The organism is Pseudomonas sp. CCI1.1 (assembly GCF_034348165.1).
GTDB lineage: Bacteria > Pseudomonadota > Gammaproteobacteria > Pseudomonadales > Pseudomonadaceae > Aquipseudomonas > Aquipseudomonas paracarnis.
Genome location: NZ_CP133780.1, coordinates 5,829,158 through 5,847,894, shown reverse-complemented (window position 1 = coordinate 5,847,894; position 18,737 = coordinate 5,829,158). Strand labels below are relative to the sequence as shown.

At 53.6% G+C, this 18,737-nt stretch carries 17 protein-coding genes; 9 read left to right on the top strand and 8 right to left on the bottom strand.

The genetic code is table 11. The features are described 5' to 3' along the window. The first annotated feature begins 499 nt into the window (after positions 1 to 499). Positions 500 to 1,558 (top strand): hypothetical protein, encoded by a 1,059-nt coding sequence (locus tag RHM69_RS26475; protein ID WP_200601231.1) that lies wholly within the window; start codon positions 500 to 502, stop codon positions 1,556 to 1,558. Positions 1,559 to 1,694: 136 nt separating this feature from the next. Here RHM69_RS26475 and RHM69_RS26470 read toward each other — a convergent pair whose 3' ends face one another. The 7 genes from RHM69_RS26470 to istA all read right to left on the bottom strand — a co-directional run bounded on the left by RHM69_RS26470 (position 1,695) and on the right by istA (position 9,659). Then, entirely contained in the window at positions 1,695 to 2,027 is a 333-nt protein-coding gene (locus RHM69_RS26470) for a hypothetical protein (protein ID WP_078046931.1), read from the bottom strand. Between the two features lie 76 nt (positions 2,028 to 2,103). After that, complete coding sequence (locus RHM69_RS26465) at positions 2,104 to 3,705, bottom strand: DUF2357 domain-containing protein (protein WP_200601229.1); 1,602 nt, start codon at positions 3,703 to 3,705, stop codon at positions 2,104 to 2,106. Next, positions 3,702 to 5,969, bottom strand: a complete 2,268-nt coding sequence (locus tag RHM69_RS26460; RefSeq protein ID WP_200601227.1) for an McrB family protein — start codon at positions 5,967 to 5,969, stop codon at positions 3,702 to 3,704. Before RHM69_RS26460 ends, RHM69_RS26465 begins: the two co-directional genes overlap by 4 nt. Positions 5,970 to 6,282: 313 nt before the next feature. Next, complete coding sequence (locus RHM69_RS26455) at positions 6,283 to 6,894, bottom strand: SLATT domain-containing protein (RefSeq protein ID WP_046484619.1); 612 nt, start codon at positions 6,892 to 6,894, stop codon at positions 6,283 to 6,285. Beyond that, positions 6,891 to 7,163, bottom strand: coding sequence for a nucleotide-binding domain-containing protein (locus RHM69_RS26450; protein ID WP_322255511.1), 273 nt, complete (start codon positions 7,161 to 7,163; stop codon positions 6,891 to 6,893). Before RHM69_RS26450 ends, RHM69_RS26455 begins: the two co-directional genes overlap by 4 nt. Positions 7,164 to 7,363: 200 nt before the next feature. Then, the gene (gene istB, locus RHM69_RS26445; RefSeq protein ID WP_029241171.1) at positions 7,364 to 8,167 is read right to left on the bottom strand and encodes an IS21-like element ISPsy20 family helper ATPase IstB; all 804 of its coding nucleotides are present in this window, start codon (positions 8,165 to 8,167) and stop codon (positions 7,364 to 7,366) included. Beyond that, the gene (gene istA / locus RHM69_RS26440) at positions 8,160 to 9,659 is read right to left on the bottom strand and encodes an IS21 family transposase (RefSeq protein ID WP_102619021.1); all 1,500 of its coding nucleotides are present in this window, start codon (positions 9,657 to 9,659) and stop codon (positions 8,160 to 8,162) included. The genes istB and istA overlap by 8 nt, the downstream gene beginning before the upstream one ends. Before the next feature lie 254 nt (positions 9,660 to 9,913). Between istA and RHM69_RS31185 the strand changes: the two genes are divergently transcribed. From RHM69_RS31185 to RHM69_RS26425, 4 genes are read left to right on the top strand one after another with little or no spacing between them, the layout of a single operon-like run. Then, entirely contained in the window at positions 9,914 to 10,171 is a 258-nt protein-coding gene (locus RHM69_RS31185) for an AAA family ATPase (RefSeq protein WP_200601112.1), read from the top strand. Next, on the top strand, positions 10,128 to 11,084 hold the full coding sequence (locus tag RHM69_RS26435) for an AAA family ATPase (RefSeq protein ID WP_200645860.1): 957 nt from the start codon (positions 10,128 to 10,130) through the stop codon (positions 11,082 to 11,084). The genes RHM69_RS31185 and RHM69_RS26435 overlap by 44 nt, the downstream gene beginning before the upstream one ends. Further along, positions 11,081 to 12,079: a hypothetical protein gene (locus tag RHM69_RS26430; RefSeq protein ID WP_200599241.1), complete on the top strand. Its 999-nt coding sequence runs from the start codon at positions 11,081 to 11,083 to the stop codon at positions 12,077 to 12,079. The genes RHM69_RS26435 and RHM69_RS26430 overlap by 4 nt, the downstream gene beginning before the upstream one ends. A gap of 11 nt (positions 12,080 to 12,090) precedes the next feature. After that, entirely contained in the window at positions 12,091 to 13,734 is a 1,644-nt protein-coding gene (locus RHM69_RS26425) for a DUF262 domain-containing protein (RefSeq protein WP_200645859.1), read from the top strand. Positions 13,735 to 14,109: 375 nt separating this feature from the next. Here RHM69_RS26425 and RHM69_RS26420 read toward each other — a convergent pair whose 3' ends face one another. Beyond that, the gene (locus RHM69_RS26420; RefSeq protein WP_200599243.1) at positions 14,110 to 14,475 is read right to left on the bottom strand and encodes a plasmid mobilization protein; all 366 of its coding nucleotides are present in this window, start codon (positions 14,473 to 14,475) and stop codon (positions 14,110 to 14,112) included. An 821-nt stretch (positions 14,476 to 15,296) separates the two neighbouring features. Here RHM69_RS26420 and RHM69_RS26415 point away from each other — a divergent pair. The 4 genes from RHM69_RS26415 to RHM69_RS26400 are packed head-to-tail and all read left to right on the top strand — an operon-like array spanning position 15,297 to position 18,730. Next, on the top strand, positions 15,297 to 15,887 hold the full coding sequence (locus RHM69_RS26415; RefSeq protein ID WP_014716964.1) for a paraquat-inducible protein A: 591 nt from the start codon (positions 15,297 to 15,299) through the stop codon (positions 15,885 to 15,887). Continuing rightward, positions 15,884 to 16,528 carry a paraquat-inducible protein A gene (locus tag RHM69_RS26410; protein WP_014716963.1) on the top strand — a complete coding sequence of 215 codons (645 nt, stop codon included), beginning with the start codon at positions 15,884 to 15,886 and terminating at the stop codon, positions 16,526 to 16,528. Before RHM69_RS26415 ends, RHM69_RS26410 begins: the two co-directional genes overlap by 4 nt. After that, entirely contained in the window at positions 16,509 to 18,158 is a 1,650-nt protein-coding gene (locus tag RHM69_RS26405) for an intermembrane transport protein PqiB (RefSeq protein ID WP_014716962.1), read from the top strand. The genes RHM69_RS26410 and RHM69_RS26405 overlap by 20 nt, the downstream gene beginning before the upstream one ends. 14 nt (positions 18,159 to 18,172) lie before the next feature. Beyond that, the gene (locus tag RHM69_RS26400; protein ID WP_019816952.1) at positions 18,173 to 18,730 is read left to right on the top strand and encodes a PqiC family protein; all 558 of its coding nucleotides are present in this window, start codon (positions 18,173 to 18,175) and stop codon (positions 18,728 to 18,730) included. The last annotated feature ends 7 nt before the right edge of the window (positions 18,731 to 18,737 follow it).

Here is an 18,737-nt window from a genome sequence, read left to right as displayed (position 1 = left end):
TTAAAAAATACTATGGACCTACTTCCCCTATAACCCTAATGTTAATTATATAACTACACATCGAGATTCAGATCTCAAGAGCAAAGCTCTCATAACGCTTTATATCTAATACCCAAGGCCAGACGTTCAGAGTATTCTTCATTTCAGCGTACTCTTTCTTCACAACTATCTGCCAGAGAATCTAAAGCTTAGCGGTACTGGCTACTGCTCTGATACCCTCCTCTCGCAGCTTGGCTCCAAAAGGCCACACTGCCTAGCGTTAATTTCAACACTTAAAAATGCCCAGCATTTGAACCGGACCCTTATCCGTCTCCGGGGCACGTGGCTTCTTGCCTCCGCCGCCCCTTATAGCTGCAAGAGCTTGGTTCCCGGTTTTATTAGAGTCGTTGGAAAGGGTCCATCTCCCGTGAAGCTCAAGACGCAGGAGGGGTATCATGCAGATTGCGCCCTCCTTTCTGGGGCTTAACCGCATGGGCGTCTCATCGATGGGGGAGGAACTGTGGTAGACGACTCTTTCAATTTTGGCGAAATTTCTGCTCACCTTGATCACCTGATAGACACCGATCCTGACGAGGCATTGAGGCAAGCGAGAGCGCTAAGCCTTGAAGGGCCAAATCGCCTCAACAAGATGCAGCTGCGCGCTGCTACGTTGGTGAATGCTGGAGTGCAGTGCCAACAGCAAGATGCGATCGATGATGGGCTTGCTCTCTACCGTGAACTCCATAGCCAGTACCCCACAGCGAATACCGTCTTCAACCTAGGCACTGCGATAGTCAGCTCAATTGGCTATTCGCCGGATGGGGCCGAGTGGTTGGATCATAAGGAAGGCACTAGGCACGCCCGCTCGGAGGCCAGGGCATGCTTTTGGAGTGTGGCTCAGGATGCCAAAGCAAGTGCGTCCGCGCGGACGCAGAGCTGGACGAATCTCGCTAATCAGTTGGCAGATAGCCAACGCTGGAGCGAGTGTCATGATGCGCGACTTGCTGCCATGGCTCTGGATCGAAAAAATGGCGTTGCTGCTCACGCCGCTGCTAGGTACCTGATTTACTGCTACCAAATGGGCCTCTGTTCGGACCTCGCGATACTAGAGGCTGCTGCATACGCCAAGGTGGCACGGGAAAACCGGGATCGAATCATAGAATACGCGGGGCTGCAGGCAGCGGATGGCATGCTTGGCTTTCTCAATCGTTTCCAAGAGCCTCCGCCAAGGGCGCCGCATAGCGACCCCTTCATTTCCTGGGTTGAGAAGGAGCGGCTAACTCTCGGCCCGACTGTTGAGCTTGTAGATTCCGAAATAAGCAAGCTTGATTGGTTGCGGTTGCCGGGCATTCTGGAGCGAGAGAATGGAAAAGGAACAACGCCTCCACCGATATTTGCGATGTTCAACCAGATGAAAGGTGACTTCATCCTAGCCCGTGATCTTGCCTGGCGTTCTCGCGATGAGGCCGGGTGGCCTACCTCGGGGTGCTTCGATGACACCTTGGATTACGCCGTATCTAATGCAAACGACTGGTCAGGTGCGGTGCAATTTCCCATCTGGCGGCCTGGTTCAAAATGAAACCAACGCCAACATTCTGAGAAAGTCCTCGACTGGCGTGCATCGCTTCATCACAGCAGCGAATGCAATTTTGAGTGACATAGGATCTCCCCGAATTGCACCAGTCATCGCAGTGCGAATAAGCCGGGAAGCCCTTTTACATTGATCTAACCGATATCACTTCTACGTATCGATATTTTTTCTTGGCTACTCTGACCGCTTCCTGCTCCGCCAGGAGGGTGCTCAAGGTATCCGCTTCGTGGATCATCTCGTATGTTTTGCCTTCAAATTCATTGCCTACGCAAAGGGTCACCTTCAATCGTGGCGTGAACGCCTTCGCGACCTTCTTTTTCTGGTTCAGGTTTACCAGTTGAGCTGGTGCAATATCGGACTTGGGCGCTTCTACCGGAGTGAAAATGATTTGTTCTGCTGGCGCGGGGGTGCCGAAGAGCGCTCGGCGCATCTCTTCTTCAGTCAATTCTGGGGTCATGCGATTTCTCGTGGATGATGTTTAGCTGGTCTAACTCTACCAGTTGAGCATTACGTTAGATGCACCACCATCTATCCTATCTGTTGATAACCGAACTTATAGCGTTTTTTTCAACACATAAAATGCCCAGCATTTCAACCAGACGTTTACCCACGGTCTCAGCTTCAAATAGTGTACCCATAACAATAACCCCTACGCCATGCTGTTGCTGGAATCCAATATCCTCCAGCTGTCGTACCTCCCCGCCACGAGGAATCACCAGCAAAACAGCATCCGGCTTACGCTCCAGCCAGCGTAAGCTGTCGTGGTACAAATGCGCTGACTCCATCCCTTCCAGCACACCGAAACGACTTGAGCGATACTTGGCGTCTAAAACTATAAAACGCTGCGGGCCTGTTACATCCGATAGGGTGATGGCTATGTCAGGAACTCGACGTCGAGACAGACTCGAAAAGTCGTTGTAAGGCCTTTTGTCGACTGCCGGGCATACAACCTGCAGCCAAATATCAAGCGTGATCCCCTCATGCTTGGCGCGCCACAGCACGCGATCAGTGGTTTTGAAGCGACGGCACTTCCAATCGAAATGAGCCAGCAGCTGCTTGAGCGCGCTCACCAGCATCACGTAGCACCAACGCTCATAGATTTCCCAGGTGGGACTGATCCATAAAGACTCCTCCCCGACCTCTCCATTGATACCGGAGCGCAGGGCATACCAGCCGTAACGATAGGCCCGCGCGTAAGCCGGATGGGCAGAGATCGCATTCAATCCTGCCGCAGACAGACGCCGAGACTTCAGGTGTCTGAATGGCTGGGCACGCTCCAGAAGCTCAAGCTTTCGTTGCAAAGCGGCCAGATACGCAATCCGTCGCTCCAAGCGCGGAGTCAATGGCGACCGAGTTTCACTAACACGGGTCTTGCTCGCCACTGTCGCTAGAGCAGTGCTGACCTTGCGGCACCGCCTGATCACCTCTCCCAGGATTAGCCCCATCGCCTGATTTGCCGGGTTGTCCTGATCCTCGTACGCTTTTGAGACATCGAAATAAACAGCATTGAGGGGCGGCCGCTCTACTGACTGAGGATGCAACAACGCCAACCCTGTTGGGTTACGAAGCGCTCTACGAATCGCGATACCGTCCACATTTTTGAGCCGATGGGCACCGACAGGCTGCCGCTCTCGGCGCAAGGACGTCAATGGTTTGTGGGCCACCTGCTTGAGACCTGCCAGCAGCCGGTCACCATAGCGACGCAAGCGTGCATATTGAAGGTGATGAGTGGTTAGCGCATCGTCACTGCCAATACCACGCTGAGCTTCCTCGGTACCGAACAGCAGGACAGGATCAAACGCCTGGATAGCCTCCAGCATGGCCGAGAATGTCTCCCCTCCCAGCTTGCTGGCGTCAGGCGCGACATCCAAGCGGTAGTGTCCTACATAGTTTTCTTTATCATCAAAGAGCTCCGCGCAGACCTCACCGGCATAGAACCCGGGCGACCAGCGCCATACAGGCGCCCCTGCAACTTGAATGAGCTCCAGTCGTACGTCGTCGACAAATAACGACCAGCCTTTCGTCGCGCTGAAATGGTAGGTCGAGCGCTCGGAAAATCCCGAGGTGATCTCACCCCGCACGACTGCAAATCGTATGCCTTCGGCAGTCGAACACTGAATGATCGGCACGGTCACCGCCAGAATCGCGTTGAGCCGGTGTGCACCAGGTCTTCATGCATATCCCGGACTTTCTGGTGCGAATCGGTCAGTCCCCTGGCTTCCAGGACCTTTTTGAGCGCTGCAAATACTGCCTGAAAGCGCGGGCTGTCTTCACCTCTGAGCTTGGGCAGCAGCTTGGCATAAACGACGTGATCCAGCGCATGTTCAAAACCGATGACCCCGCTGGCCTGGGTTTGCTCCACATAGCCCAGCACGTCGCTCAATGTACGCCAGCCAAAATGCATGCGCGCGGGACGCAGCACCTCCATCAATGCGTTCATCAACGCGCGAATGGTCGAACGCTGCTCATCGCTGAGAACGCTCGCCTCCCAGCCAGGATAACTATCAATATCGATATCCCAGAATTCAATCACGGTGGCTCGATCCAAAACCTTGTCACTCAACCCGTGAGTGGTTTCATCCATGTTCACTGTCCCGATAATCACCAGGTTACCGGGATAGGGAATGCAGGAAGGAACACCATTGATCTCATCGGCCTGACCGTGCAGCTCAATTGCATCTCCCGTCTCCATCGAAGACAGCAATGGTGCGAGGTATTGCTCTGGATGAGACAGGTTCATCTCATCCAGTACCAGCGTATAGGGTCTGCCCGGGTCCGAACTCGCCTGCAGGAGAAAATCCAGAAACCGGGTGCGCACGTATGACTCGGTGTCGAGCGGGTTGACGTAGCCCAGCAGGCTGGAATAGTCGTGCCAGCCCGGTTGGACTGGCACGATCAGCAAGCCTTCTTCAGGGTTGGCTTCGAGCTGCCACAAGCTCAACGCGTAGCCTCGGGCCAACTGCGTTTTACCTGCCCCGCTAAGCCCCGTCAGCACTGCCAGGTGTCGTCTTTTGTGACTCCACAGTCCGGCATCAAGCTGAGCGATCAGCTCTTTTTTGAACGGGAACTCTTTGGAAAAACCATCAATGACCTGATGCAACGCAGGTCTTGCCACTGACGCTGGGGAAACTACCTGAAGGCTCTGCGGTGACAACATTGCATCGGACACTTCCGCAGCCGGCAGTGCCTGAGGCTCCCAGTCAATTCGCTGAGCCCACTCTTGACCTGTACCCGTGAGGTGCAGTTCTTTGTCGATGACGTGCGCCAACTGCAAGTGTTTGAACCAGTTAATCAAGCTGGTTGGACCAAAGTCTTTGGTCCAACCAGGATTGGCTGTGCGCAGTATCAGGATGGCTTCGCGGAGAGTACGCGGACCTTGAGCCAGTGCACGGAGCAGATAATCGAAACCCAGGATCCGGGTGATCATCAAGTCCAGGACCTCATCGGGATCACCAGACTCCAGAAAAGCCTCTCCCCGAGACGTCAGCACCAAGTCGCTGCCGTTTGCCTTGATGACTCCCCACTCAGCGATCAGTGCATTGAACTGGGTGTTCAACGTAGTCTTTTTTGCCGCCAGATGCAGTGATTGCATATGCTCAATGAAGTCTTCCCGCGTACAGCCCTCCAGCGCAAACTCGATCATTGCCCGAATCGTCTCAGTCCCACCGCCAATGGCGAGCATGCCACGCCTTCTGCGCGCAGCCGGGAGCGGGTTCAGCTTCTCCTTGCCGGTCACAGGGTCTGATACTTCAGTGGGCTCAAGTTCAGGGCTCTGTGCATGATGAACGTACAGCATCCACGGGAGTGCCAATCGTGTCGCGCCCTCCTTTGTCAGATAATCTGGCACCGGCCCCAGGCTTTCTTCAATACGATTCAACACCAGCTTGTGCAACACGGGCCGTGCCTCACCCCGAACAGGAATACCCAGCAAGGCTGCAAGGTCTTTAAGCTTGCGATAGTGCGCGATGGTCGTGAAAGCCCCCGGACATAACAGTGCAAATACCCGGTACATCTTGAGCTTCGGGTTGCGCTTGGTGAGCGGACCGACAGCCTTAAAGACTGCCGTCCTCGCAGCCTGCACCAACGATTCCTTTTCTGCTTCCGTGGGTGCGGCGGCAAAATCGGTCTTGAGCTCCCAGAGCTGCTCAGCTATCGCCGGGTTACTGGCTACCTTGGAAATGTCAATCTGCCCCATCCCGGTAGACGTGACGGCCTCGTTCTCCCAAAGAGAAAGCTGAAATTTTTCAGTCAAAAACTCCTCGCGGGTGACGTCTCGAACGCGCTCCATCCACTCAAGAAACTCAGCAATCCACTGCTGATTTCCAGGCCTCGAAAGTTCCTGATTCACAAGCGCTTGGCAAGCGGCCCTAAGCTGGCTGTCATCCTTCAAATCCAACACTTCGCTACCCTCCGCCGAAAACGCAAATTGCCACTCAAATTTGACATGCTGCGCAGGCTATAGGTATCCAATGACTGCACCCCTGACGATTATTCAATGGATACTACTAGAACAACCCCAACCTAAATAAATGAGTCACACCCTTTTGGCTGTTAAGCCAGAGTGTGTAAAATGTCAGCACGGTATTTTGTATATCTGCGATATACGCGCCATGCTCGCGCTTCCGCTAGCTGATTAAGGTCACTATATTTCGGTAACAGTTAGACAGACTCAAAAGCCAAATGAAGGCAAGCGTCCCGCCCATCCACGTAGGTCAGGCGATACCGAAGCAGCTCTTGACTGAATCAAATTGCAATGCGAAGCAACTAATGATCGAAACGATAATGGCGGCTGTAGCTAGCCATCCCGTAAGCGGTACTTTGTCTCTCCAAAAGCTAAAAGTTTTCTGGTTTGCAATCCAGTCAATTTGATACTGCCAGAAGAATTTGTAGTGAGCGTACCAGTCGCTGAAGAGGATTTGTTTGCTGATAGAAGCATCATAGTATTGCGATTCAAATGCCGCCAAGCGCGCCCGGTAAAGAGAAAAGTCTGCATTCGGCGCGAGCGCTTCAACCTCCCGATACAGGTCTCGCAGACCATTAAAAATCTTGGTTATCTCCACGGCGGACTTTTCATAGTCCGATTTTTTTGAATCGTAAACCGAAATGTAAATACCCATAACCCCCAAAACAGCCAATGCTGCGGAGACGTCTTTGGCTGACAAAGAATCATAAACCAGAGAAAAAATGCCTATGGCAGTGCCAATGAATCCAATCAACCCCGGAATCTTTTCTACGATGTCATAGGTGGCCCAGTGCTTACGCCCCCCAAAACCAACGTTGTAGCCCGTTTCTGCGATGCTTTTGAGTAAAGACACTTGGCTCATATGCTTTCACTAATAGGTACGATTATTTCACTGCGGGCTACGACAACATCATCCTTCAGGATGTAGCACTCAACCAAGTGGTCGCCTTTGAAACTCGTGGACTCCTGAATTGTCTCATGTCCTTGGTCTGCTGTTATGTAGCCCCGGACGCAATCGCGCTTCTCAGCTTCTTGCCCGATATTGAGCACCTTCCATTTCACGGTGTACGGCTTTGGAACGTCGTTTCGAGCGATTTTAAATTTGAGTGTCTTGCGCGCTTGGAGTGGCAACCCAAGTGAAATCAGCTCACTCAGCAACCGTTGTTGGCGCTGATTGAAAACTGACCCACCCTGCCGATTGAAAATTGACCCAGGACGGATTGCTGATTTCTGTCCCAGCAATTGTGGATAAGCTTAGCAGCAGTGGGCCGATTCAAGACGCATCAACCCCCACCGCATGTAGGCATGCAGCAGGGTATTTATGGTGCGGATCAAAATGGCTCATCGTCCTCGACATCATCTCCGTCCTTGCGCTTTCGTTCCCGTGACTTGATCTTTGTCTGGGCGGCCAAGGTGCTGTGTTGTAGGCGGTAGGACTCGTTGCCCGTTTCGACGATGTGGCAGTGATGTGTCAGCCGATCCAACAACGCGGTGGTCATCTTGGCGTCGCCAAACACACTCGACCATTCCGAGAAGCTGAGGTTGGTGGTGATGACCACGCTGGTGTGTTCGTACAGTTTGGACAGCAGGTGAAATAACAGGGCACCGCCGCTTTGGCTAAAGGGCAAATATCCCAGCTCATCCAGTATCACCAGGTCTGTGCGAAGCAGTCCCTGGGCGATTCGCCCTGCCTTGCCATCGTACTTCTCACGCTCCAGCAGATTCACCAGATCCACCGTGGAAAAGAAGCGCACGCGTTTGTTGTGGGCCGTGATTCCGGATACAGCCAAGGCACTGGCCAGGTGTGTTTTCCCGGTTCCAGGGCCGCCAATGAACACGACATTCTGCGCCGTTTCAGTGAACGCTAAGCTGGATAGATCGCTGACCAGCCGGGCATCAGCGCTGGAAGCGCTGAAGTCAAAGCCAGCTAAGTCACGGTGCATGGGGAGTTTTGCCATGTTCATCTGATGATTCACCGAGCGCACCGCGCGATCCGCATGTTCCTGCTGAAGCAGATGTTCCAGCAGCCATTTCGATGAAGCCGTCGACGCTGTTCCTTGAGAGACCAGTTCTTCCCAAGCACTGGCCATGCCGTGCAGGCGAAGTTCTTTGAGTTCAGTCATTAGGTCACGCATTGCGATTCTCCTCATCGGTCGCACGGAGCCGGTCGTAGCGTGCTGTATTGGCAACAGGCGCGACCTTGAGTTGCAGGCTGGTTTCTACACTGGGAGGTAGTGCGGTGGAGGTCAGGCGGGCAAGGACATTGAGGATGTGATCGGCGCTCAGACTTCCCGATTCAAGTACCAGCTCCACCGCCACCAGCACAGGTTCGAGCCCCGCAATTGGCACAGCAGCCAGTACCTGCATCATGATTCGATCACCGTTGGTGTGACGCCTCAGTCCTCGTTTGAGAAGCCGTAACGGTTTTGGCAGATCAGCAAATGGCGCACCGTTGCGCAATGCACCAGGCTTGCGTTCGATGAGTGGGATGTAGTGCTGCCAGTCAAAACTGACCTGATCTCGATCAAAGAGGCGCTCGTGACTGGCGATCACCGTTTCGTCAGCAATGACCACGATCCGCGAAGGGTACAAACGGCTACTGACCCACTGGCCGACGCGCTCACATGGCACTGAATAGCGATTTCGCGCCACGCTGATCAGGCAGGTGCTGGAGACCCGCACGGTACGCTCGACGTAGCCATCAAATGCCGTCGGCATTGGCATCATTTCGACCTGCTCCAGCTCTAAGACCTCGGCCACCGTCAGCCCGTTGTACTGCGGATGCACCAGTTCGCTCCAGAGCGACCGACAACGTTGGCCGAGCCAGACATTCAGTTCCTCGAAGGTGTGAAACATACAGTTTTGAGCATCGAGCCAGATTCGCCTCCGGCTGTCCTGAACGTTCTTTTCGACGATGCCTTTTTCCCAGCCAGAGGCCACGTTGCAGAAGTCCGGATCGAACAGATAGTGCGCGCACATCACGGAAAACCGGGCGTTGACCGTGCGCCCTTTGCCTTTGTTGACCTTGTCGACAGCCGTTTTCATGTTGTCGTAGATGCCGCGACGCGGCACACCACCCAACGCTCCAAACGAACGGGTGTGGGCATCAAACAGCATCTCGTGGCCTTGGCTGGGGTACGCAACTAACCAGAATGCGCGGCTGGCACACAGCTTCATGTGGGAGACCTGGATACGTCGAAAAAGACCACCGATCAGCAGACCTTCTTCGCTCCAGTCAAATTGAAAGGCCTCACCGAGCGCAAACGTCAGCGGTACAAAAGCGCGTAAAGACTTGCCTTGCTCGCCTCGCCAAGAGCGCACAAACGCCGTGAGCTGGCTGTAACCGCCGTCATAACCCTCGGCTTTGATCTGCTCAAAAAGTGCTTTGGCGCTCCTGCGGTTGTGTTTTGGCCGGAACGAATCGGCCTTGAGCGCCTGCTCCAGGGTCTCGTGAAAAGGGCTGAGCTTATTGAAGGTTGCGCACCGTTGGTACGCTGGCTGAATGGCTTCGGGCGCTCTGACCCATTTTCGGATGGTGTTTCTCGACAGCCCGGTACGCTTGGCTATCTGATGCAGCGAGAGCTTGTCGCGGAAGTACATCCGCCGGATTTTTCCCAACATTTCCATGCTGATCACCCTGTGTTCTCCTGCTCGAAAAGTGAGCAGAAGCAGTTGAACACCTGGGTCAGTTTTCAGTCGGCAGAAGAGCCTCTACTGGGTCAGTTTTCGGTCAGCGGCAACACTGAAACCGTTCAAAGCAAAAGCCCAAACCCCTTCCATTCAGCCGAAACGCACCCTAGTATCAAGAGATAGGCCGCTGCACGAACCTCAAAAAAAATTCGTGCCCTACCGAATCAGATAACGGACTCTTCAGTACTCAAATGCTCAAGTCATTTTCAGTTGAAAACTATCGATCCTTTTCGCGAAAACAAGATATTGAATTGCGTCCATTAACGCTTTTCTTTGGCTGGAATAGTGGAGGAAAAAGCGCATTACTCCGCTTTTTACCGCTAGTCGCAGAGTCACTTAGAACTGGTGGCTCACCGATCTGGCTAGGGGGGGGAGGTCGGACGCCAAGCGACATGGCCATCCCTAGTGTCCAAAGCAACGGGGCGAGACGCTCTGTCTTTTTCGCTTAGCTGGGAAGAACCGCAAGAACTCACTGCGGAATGGAAGATCAAAGGTGATCTCCAAGGCCGCTGGCAGGAAATAGAATCGCTAGTAATTGACGGAGAAATAAATGATCCATCAGCTCGTAAATGGCTAGGGCTACTCCCAGAGAAAAAAAATGGAGTACCGCTTCCCGATGGCCTAACCAGGGCCCGCGAGAATCTGCTTGAGATCAGAGATCAAGTGCAGTGGATAGGTGGAGTTCGTAGCCGAGTTCCCAGAGCAACAATTTCCAGTGGTGATGCACAGCCTCTTATAAACCCGAATGGCTCTGACGCGGTTGAGCATCTAGTTTCAGCACAATTGAAAAGCACCGCAAACCCAGTTCTAGAGGCGACAAATAGTTTCTTTAATGAACTAAATGAACAACTTATTCTAGACAACCCGGCTGACGGCATATGGCGCGTCATTGTTCAACCAACTGGCAGCCCACATGTCCGAGTAGACCTGTGCGATACAGGAGAGGGCTACTCACAAGTTCTGCCAGTTCTAGTCGCACTTGCCCGCGCACGCACGGGCGGCCCAAAACTATTATGTTTAGAGCAACCAGAACTACACTTACATACACGCGCTCAGGCGGAGCTAGCAAGACAACTAATAACCACGGTAAAAAGTTCTAACACCCCACAAATCCTCGTTGAGACTCACTCCGAGGTACTACTAACAAGCATACAACTAGCAATTGCCAAAGGCGAAATCGCTCCGGAGCTTGTTCGTGTCTACTGGATCGAATCCCTTCAAGATGGAACCAGCGATGCAATTTCTGTAGATTTTAACGAAAAAGGTCAAGCAGAAAACTCCACTTTGAGCGGCGCCTTTGCAGAGGCCGTACAACTCGGCCAAGACCTTATCACCATGCAACTTTCTGCAGTTAAATCATGATAGCCATATTATCAGATGGTGTAATCGACACCTCATCAAAAACAGCGGACGTTATCAAACTACATAAATTATTTGGATTTGCAGCAGAGGGGAGGCACGTTCTCATTGCAGCCTCTACCGACGAGGCTTCTCGTTGGCTAGATACTCTTGACCCTCCGACACGCGCCATCTACCAACAGGCTCTACTGCTGTCGATTAGATCATCATCAACTCTTTCTATAAATACTGCCACGGTTCGCATAACGGCTACTGACACCCCTGCTAACTGGGACAAATTTTCAGCAACTTTAAACATAAACGATGCGTTAAATCTACTTCAAGAACCACTTGGAATTCTACTGGAAAATGCTAACAACGATTGGCATTTTTTGAGACGTATCATTCGCAGCTCAGAAAGGGTAAAGCTACAACGAGCCATAGACGCTCGTTGGGCGGAACCACTTCACGGTGGCGGTAGCGACCTAACCCAGCGCATAGCCGAACGAGCGAGCGTAGTTACAAAAAGACTTCGAACCTTTGTGCTCTTTGATAGTGATCGTCGTCATCCAGACGAACTAAATCCTGATTGGGCGCCTCAAGCTCCAGAAGCGTGCCAGGGATTTACTACCGAAAAAGTTGTAACCGAAGCTGCAATTGGTGGTTACTGGAGACTCAACAGACGGTTTATAGAGTCTTATATGCCAAAGCAAGAGATGACCCAAGTCTCCGCATTAAAAATTGAAACTGTAGATGCCTTTTTTCGACTAAGCAGGCAAGAACAATGGCACTTCAATATAAAAAAAGGATTCAAAGATGATGCGAAAGTTGAGAACGCGCATCGCGCAAAAAATTTATATGCCAACGTGAGCCCAGAGGACAAAGAACTACTTCATGATGGTCTCGGCAGAAAGGTAGCAGATCGCTACAGTGCCTCAGAGGCAATAGAGTTTGACTGGGATCAGGATGCACGACAAGAAGCATTGCGCGCCGTGCCACAGCTAATGCGTTTGCTATAAGTGAGATATTTATGTCAGAAGGCTTAACCGCTCTCGCATCAGAGAACTTGAACCCTAGCCTGCGCAGCTTGCTAGAAGATGTTCAAAAAGGGCACATCCGGGTGCCGCGCTTTCAACGACCATTTGTATGGATGGATTCGCAACGCTTAGATCTTCTTCGATCTATTCGCGACAACATGCCCATTGGGAGCCTACTCGTTTGGCGAACAGTAAAATTCAAACTAGCCTCCTTCGGAAATGTAGGCCCCCACAATATCCCCTCTATTATTGACATTGCACCCGCAACAGGATGGCAGTACCTCTTAGATGGTCACCAGCGGGTTTCAACATTATTAGGCCTTCTACTTCAGCCACTCCAACCAAGCCAGATTAGCGACGACCAGGATAGTGAAAGCATTGATTGGGATATTCAGTATAACTTACTAGAAAATGACTTTGTTTTCCGACGCAAAGCAGACCGAGGTAGAACCAAACAGCCCCTGCTTCCCCTATGGACGTTGCTAGATGGACGGTTGGTAAACAAACACATGCGGGACCTTCGAAAGCGAGCCGAACATGAAGGCTGGACCGATCAAGACTTAGAAGACTGGGAAGAGCGTGCGGATCAACTGTCTTATCGTTTTCAGCAGTGTCGTGTCCCCATCGTAGTAATGGTTTCCGACGATCTCGAACTTGCTGCGAGAACGTTTCAACGCATCAACAGCCTCGGAACTCCGATGGGTGAGGCACATCTTGTTGCGGCTCTAACTTGGAGAGATGACTTTGACTTGAGAGATCAAATCTCCCAGAGGCGTCGCGATCTACCTGCAGGGTGGCGACATATCGATGAAGGGCTATATCTACAAGTCTGCAAAGGGCTTACAGGCTTAGACGTCACGAAAGCAGGACAAACCGAGCTTGTAAAAAAACTATCCGACGACGCATCACTTCTCGACAGGGCAAGCAACTCAATCAAGCAAATAATAGACTGGTTGGCTAATGATATCGGTGTATCGCATGACGACCTTCAACCATACATACTCCAAATTGTAATTCTTGCGAGCATACTTGATAAACTAGCACTAACCAACATACCTAAACCCCAGTTCGAATTATGGCTTTGGAGAACAAGCTGGTCGGAAGTATTCGCAACCGCTGCTTATCGAGATGTACGCTTTGAAACAGAAGCTCTCGAAAACTTGGTAAAGAACAATATAAATGTGTCATGGACTAGAGAGTCCAAGCTACCAGACCGATTCGACTTTAGGTCTGCTAGAGTCCGTCTTTTCACACTTAGACTTGCAAATCAAAAAAATCTCACGGACGCATCAGGCCAAATCACATCAGGAAGAAAGCTTTTAACGGAACATGGTCGAGATGCACTAGTACGAATATTTACAACACCTAAAGGGGCTACACCATCCTTGAAAAAACTGATTCAAGGACCAGGAAATCGCTTCTTGCTATCACCCGAAACCGACACTATTTTTCGAGAAAGACTTAAACATGGGCCGGACTACTCTGAGGATGCATTAGCCGCTCACTTTATTGACTACCACAGCCTTCAATCTCTCCGCTCAGGTGATTTGGAAAGTTTTCTGAAAAATAGGGCTACCGCAATGGAGCAATGGGATCATGATGAGTGGACTTCTTGCGTTGCCCGGGCTGAGGTCTAACCCATTGGTTTGGGTATAAATGTAATTGTATTAACTTCACCGCCCCTACTGCAGATGTATCGTTCTTGAGAAAATCATTCAGCGATTCATCTACGGGGGGCCTTTCAAAACTCCCCATGATACCCATATTGGTATACTACAAGAGGTGGAAAACTTATACACATTCAGCATCTGAGGAGTGCTCGCCGGACATGACAAAAAAATACGCCACTCCCCCAGCTCACCATCGAACAGTCGAGCATGGCGCATCGCCGCCGCCTCTATCGGTCGCTCACGGTAATGGCTCACCATGATTTCACCCCCGAAACTTGTCGCGCACAAACCCTCCAGGGACTTATCCAACTCCGCATACAATAAACCCTTTAACGCTAAGAATTAACTCGACCCGTAAACAACCTTGCTCATAAGCGACCTCACTTCTCCTAGTAGCTCACGAAACTTTACCATCATGGCGTCATCGTCCACCGCCGGTGCTCCCTGCCCACGCTTCTCGCCCAGCCACAACTTCAATAAGCCCGCGACCCGCCCAAGGTCGCCAGCGACCTTGGCCAAGTCGGCGACGGCGGTCAGGTCAACGACAGACTTTATTGGGGTGTTCATATCAACGGCCAAGAGGTAAGCAGACAGGGACAAGTCCGTCTGATCGGGCCGCTCCTGAATCACGCCCCGTTCTTCATCAGACACCTCAACCTTGGTCGGTGGAAGCTCCCGCCGTGTCCTTGGCTTTTGCTCTGTTTCCATGCTTTTTCATTTCTGCTTTTTGAGTCACGGCACCGACGATAAGCCTCGCAGAGCAAGACTGTCCGTTGAGCCAAAGGCGAATAAGGCAAGGCGGTGGCGACCCTAGTTGCGGAGCAGCGTAGGCCTACAACACGCATTTTGCCGTCTCTCTATGCGTAAAACTGCGCAGTTTCGCGCTTGGATTTTGAAATCGTTATCGCGCATGGTTACGCGCTATTAATTGTTCCACTCGGTCAGAAAGAGAACCCCAGGATCTCATTTTGCCGAACGGCGTTGCCGAGCGATTTGCGAGGTGTTAGTAGGACGCCCTGGCCGAGCGCGATGATGCTCGGCACCAGGCGTTGCAAACTCACTACCGAGAACATGCTATGCCAGCCATGCCTCAACGTCCTCCAATCGCCCATACAAGGTAGCCTCGAGCTAGCGGGCCTTTGCTCAATCAGTCGCAATGCGTGGAACAAATCCGGCACACAAAAAAAGCAAAGTACTGCTGAATTCCGCTTCACACTGCACTACCATGCAACCACACAACTATATGATTTAAATTGAAAAAATTTAATTTCAACTATAATTCAATTACTTACGGTTCCGCTCATTTGTGCAGTTGCACTGCAACGGCCCGACGGGAAAGGTTTCGCGAATCAACGGTTGTTTTTCAATAGTCATGGGTGTCCTGCAAGCTCTCTGGCGCGTTCCAAGTGCAGTATGGTGTAGCTTGCCCCTGCTCTGGAAGGAGTCGATTGCGCGGTCTATCCGCTGCTAAGCTACACACGCGCCATTGAAATCCCCCGCTGCAGTCAGTCGCATTTGGAGCAACACCCATGGCGAATCAACAGATCATCTGCGAGCACTGCGACTGCGTGTACGAGAAAGTCACGCTCGCCAAACATCAAAAAGCCTTATGCGTACGTTGCTCGGGCGTACTGCAGCGCTATAACGGCTTGTCGGTGCAGCAACGCCTCGCCCTGACGGTGACTGCCGCAGTGCTGTGGACCTTCGCCAACTTTTATCCGGTGATGAGCATCAGCCTGCAGGGCTTGAAAAACAGCGCCACCCTCTGGGACTCAGTGGTTGCACTGAGCCTGGGGCCGATCACGTTCATTGCCTTGGTAGCGGCGATTTCCATCATTATCGCGCCGGTGTTTCAGCTGCTATTGCTGATCTGGGTGCTGAGTTTCGCCTTGGCCGGCAGGCGCTCGCCGGCGTTCAAGCTGTGCATGCGCTGGCTCGAAGCACTCCGGCCCTGGAGCATGCTGGAGGTGTGCCTGTTGGGCGCGATGGTCGCGGTGTTCAAGCTGGCCGGCATGCTGGATGTGATCCCAGGCACCGGCCTGTTCGCCTTGGCCGCCCTGAGCCTGTTGCTGATCCGCATTGCCGGGCGCGATGTGCGCGACCTGTGGGACACCGTATGAATTCACCGCCCACCGCCCGCGAGCTGAACCTGTGCCTGTGCCACACCTGCGGCCAGCCCTGCGACATGCGCCTTGAGCCCACCGAGTGCGACCGCTGTGGCGCCGCGCTGCATCGGCGCAAGGTGCAGTCCCTGACCCGAACCTGGGCCTACATGCTCACCGCCCTCGCCTTTTATGTTCCGGCCAATTTATTGCCAGTGATGAACACCACCATGCTCGGCTCGGGCGCAGACAGCACCATCATGAGCGGCGTGCTGGAGTTCTGGCAACATGGCGCCTGGGACATTGCGCTGATCATTTTCATCGCCAGCATTGCCGTGCCGGGCATCAAGTTCCTGTCGCTGGGGCTGCTGCTGGTCACTGTGCAGCGCAATAGCCAGTGGGCGCGCAAGGAGCGTTCGAAGCTGTTTCGGTTTATCGAACTGATCGGCTATTGGTCGATGCTCGATGTCATCGTGGTCGCCCTGGTGGCCGCACTGGTGAAGTTTCAAGCCCTGGGCACGATAGAACCGCGCCTGGGCATTCTGTTTTTTGGCCTGGTGGTCGTGTTTACGATGCTCGCGGCCATGAGCTTTGATCCCCGGCTAATCTGGGAAAACCCACATAACGAGGAGACCTCGGATGAGCTCATCCAAGGCTGACACCCCTGCGGGGCAACCCGTGATCAAGACGCGTCGTTTCAGTGTCTCGCTGGTCTGGATCGTGCCGATTGTCGCCGTACTGGTGGGGATCTCGCTGGTGATTCACAGCGTCATGCAACAAGGGCCGACCATCGTCCTCAACTTCAAGACCGGCAGCGGGCTGGTTGCCAACAAAACCGAGGTCAAATACCGCAACGTGGTGATCGGCCAAGTAACCGCCGTAGCTCTGAGTGATGACCAGAAAAGCGTCAATGCCACCGTCGAGCTGGTCAAACAGGCCGAAAGCTTCACCCGCGAAGATTCGAAATTCTGGGTGGTGCGCCCGCGCATTGGCGCAGGCGGCGTGTCGGGCATCGACACGTTGTTGTCCGGCGACTATATCGGCGCGGACATCGGTCAATCCGAGACCCGCGCCAAGCACTTCACCGGCTTGGAAAACCCGCCGCCCATCACCTACGGCGAGCCGGGCAAGCGCTTCACCCTGCACACCCAGGCCCTGGGTTCCCTGGACATCGGCTCCCCCGTCTATTACCGCAAGATCCCGGTGGGCCAGGTGGTGGCCTATGAGCTGGACAACGAGGGCAAGGGCGTGAATGTCGAAATCTTCGTGCATGCGCCCAATGATGTGTACATCACCGAGAACACGCGGTTCTGGAATGCCAGCGGCGTCGACTTGAGCGTCGGCGCCAATGGCTTTGCGCTGAAAACCGAATCCTTGTCGTCCATGTTGATGGGCGGGATCGCCTTCCAGGCGCCGCCCTACAACCCCAATGACAAACCGGCCGAAGAAAGTCGCAGCTTTGAATTGTTCGAAGACCAGCAAAGCGCCCTCGCCCCGCCCAACGGCAAGGGGCAATACATGGTCCTGCGCTTCGATCAGGCCCTGCGCGGGCTGAAAGTCGACGCACCGGTGGAGTTCCTCGGCGTCGAGTTCGGCAGGGTTGTATCGATCAACCTGGATTTCGATGCGAAGAAACGCACCTTCCCGGTCAATGTCGGCATCGTGATCTACCCGCAACTGCTCGGCGAGGCCCACACCAAGCTGCTCAAGGCCATGAACAATAACCCTGACGATGAGGCAGCCGGCGTACGCCTGATCGGGACCTTCATCGAAAACGGCCTGCGCGCCCAGGCTCGCAGCGGTAACTTGCTGACCGGCCAGCTCTACATCGCCCTGGACTTCTACCCCAAGGCGGAAAAAGTCGCGTTCGACCCGAACCAGCGCCCCGTGGGCATCCCCACCATCCCGGGCAACCTGGAACAGCTGCAAGAGAAGTTCGAAGGCATCGTCAACAAGATCAGCCAACTGCCTGTCGAGCGTATTGCCGGCAACCTCGACGCCAGCCTGGTCGAACTGCGCAAGGGCCTGGCGCAATTCAACGCCAAGACGCTGCCGGGTGTGCAAACGACCTTGGCCGACGTGAGCAAGACCCTGCAATCGGCCAGTTCAACCCTGGCCGAAGACTCGCCGCAGCGTGAACAACTGACCCAGACCCTCGACGAGTTGGGGCGCATGTCGCGTTCCCTGCGCGAGCTTTCGGATTATCTGGGCCGGCATCCGGAGTCGCTGATTCGCGGCCGCCCCGATAACGCCGCACCGACGGACCTGCAAGGGCCACCCCGCAAATGACCATTGGAGCCGCCATGACATTGCCGTTGAAGATCACGTTACTGAGCGCCCTGCTGCTGCTCGGTGCCTGTCGCAGTGAACCCATCGCTTTTCATACCCTGACCCCGGCGCACTTGAGCCCGAGTACGCGAGCAGAGGCCGGCGGTGTGCGCATTGAGAGCATCAGCGTGCCGCCTCAGGTCGACCGCGCGCAGATAGTGATCCGCCAGGGCGACAGCGGCCTGGCGATTCTTGAAACCCAGTGGTGGGCCGCCACCCTCGCCGATGAACTGAGGAGCGCCTTGGTCGATCAATTGGCCAACAGCAATGCCCGGCAAGCCGTGGCTTTACGCGTAGACGTGCAGCGGTTTGACTCGGTACCGGGGCAGTACGCATTGCTCGATGTGCGCTGGCGCCTGAGGCAAGTCAATGGCGATCGCCCGGCCTTGACCTGCCGCACCACCTTGCAATCACCTGCCGGGCCGAGCATCGACGAGTTGGTGGTGGCGCATCAGAACAACCTCAAGCGTTTCGCGGCGCTGATCAATCAGACCGTCGACACCTCACTCAAAGGCTGCCCGACCACGCCATAAACCCAGG

Coding starts and splice junctions, on each gene's coding strand:
- RHM69_RS26470 (WP_078046931.1), bottom strand. CDS start 2,027: ATGACCCCAGAATTGACTGAAGAAGAGATGCGCCGAGCGCTCTTCGGC.
- RHM69_RS26455 (WP_046484619.1), bottom strand. CDS start 6,894: ATGAGCCAAGTGTCTTTACTCAAAAGCATCGCAGAAACGGGCTACAAC.
- istB (WP_029241171.1), bottom strand. CDS start 8,167: ATGCGTGACCTAATGACTGAACTCAAAGAACTTCGCCTGCACGGCATG.
- istA (WP_102619021.1), bottom strand. CDS start 9,659: ATGGAAATGTTGGGAAAAATCCGGCGGATGTACTTCCGCGACAAGCTC.
- RHM69_RS31185 (WP_200601112.1), top strand. CDS start 9,914: ATGCTCAAGTCATTTTCAGTTGAAAACTATCGATCCTTTTCGCGAAAA.
- RHM69_RS26430 (WP_200599241.1), top strand. CDS start 11,081: ATGATAGCCATATTATCAGATGGTGTAATCGACACCTCATCAAAAACA.
- RHM69_RS26425 (WP_200645859.1), top strand. CDS start 12,091: ATGTCAGAAGGCTTAACCGCTCTCGCATCAGAGAACTTGAACCCTAGC.
- RHM69_RS26420 (WP_200599243.1), bottom strand. CDS start 14,475: ATGGAAACAGAGCAAAAGCCAAGGACACGGCGGGAGCTTCCACCGACC.
- RHM69_RS26415 (WP_014716964.1), top strand. CDS start 15,297: ATGGCGAATCAACAGATCATCTGCGAGCACTGCGACTGCGTGTACGAG.
- RHM69_RS26410 (WP_014716963.1), top strand. CDS start 15,884: ATGAATTCACCGCCCACCGCCCGCGAGCTGAACCTGTGCCTGTGCCAC.
- RHM69_RS26405 (WP_014716962.1), top strand. CDS start 16,509: ATGAGCTCATCCAAGGCTGACACCCCTGCGGGGCAACCCGTGATCAAG.
- RHM69_RS26400 (WP_019816952.1), top strand. CDS start 18,173: ATGACATTGCCGTTGAAGATCACGTTACTGAGCGCCCTGCTGCTGCTC.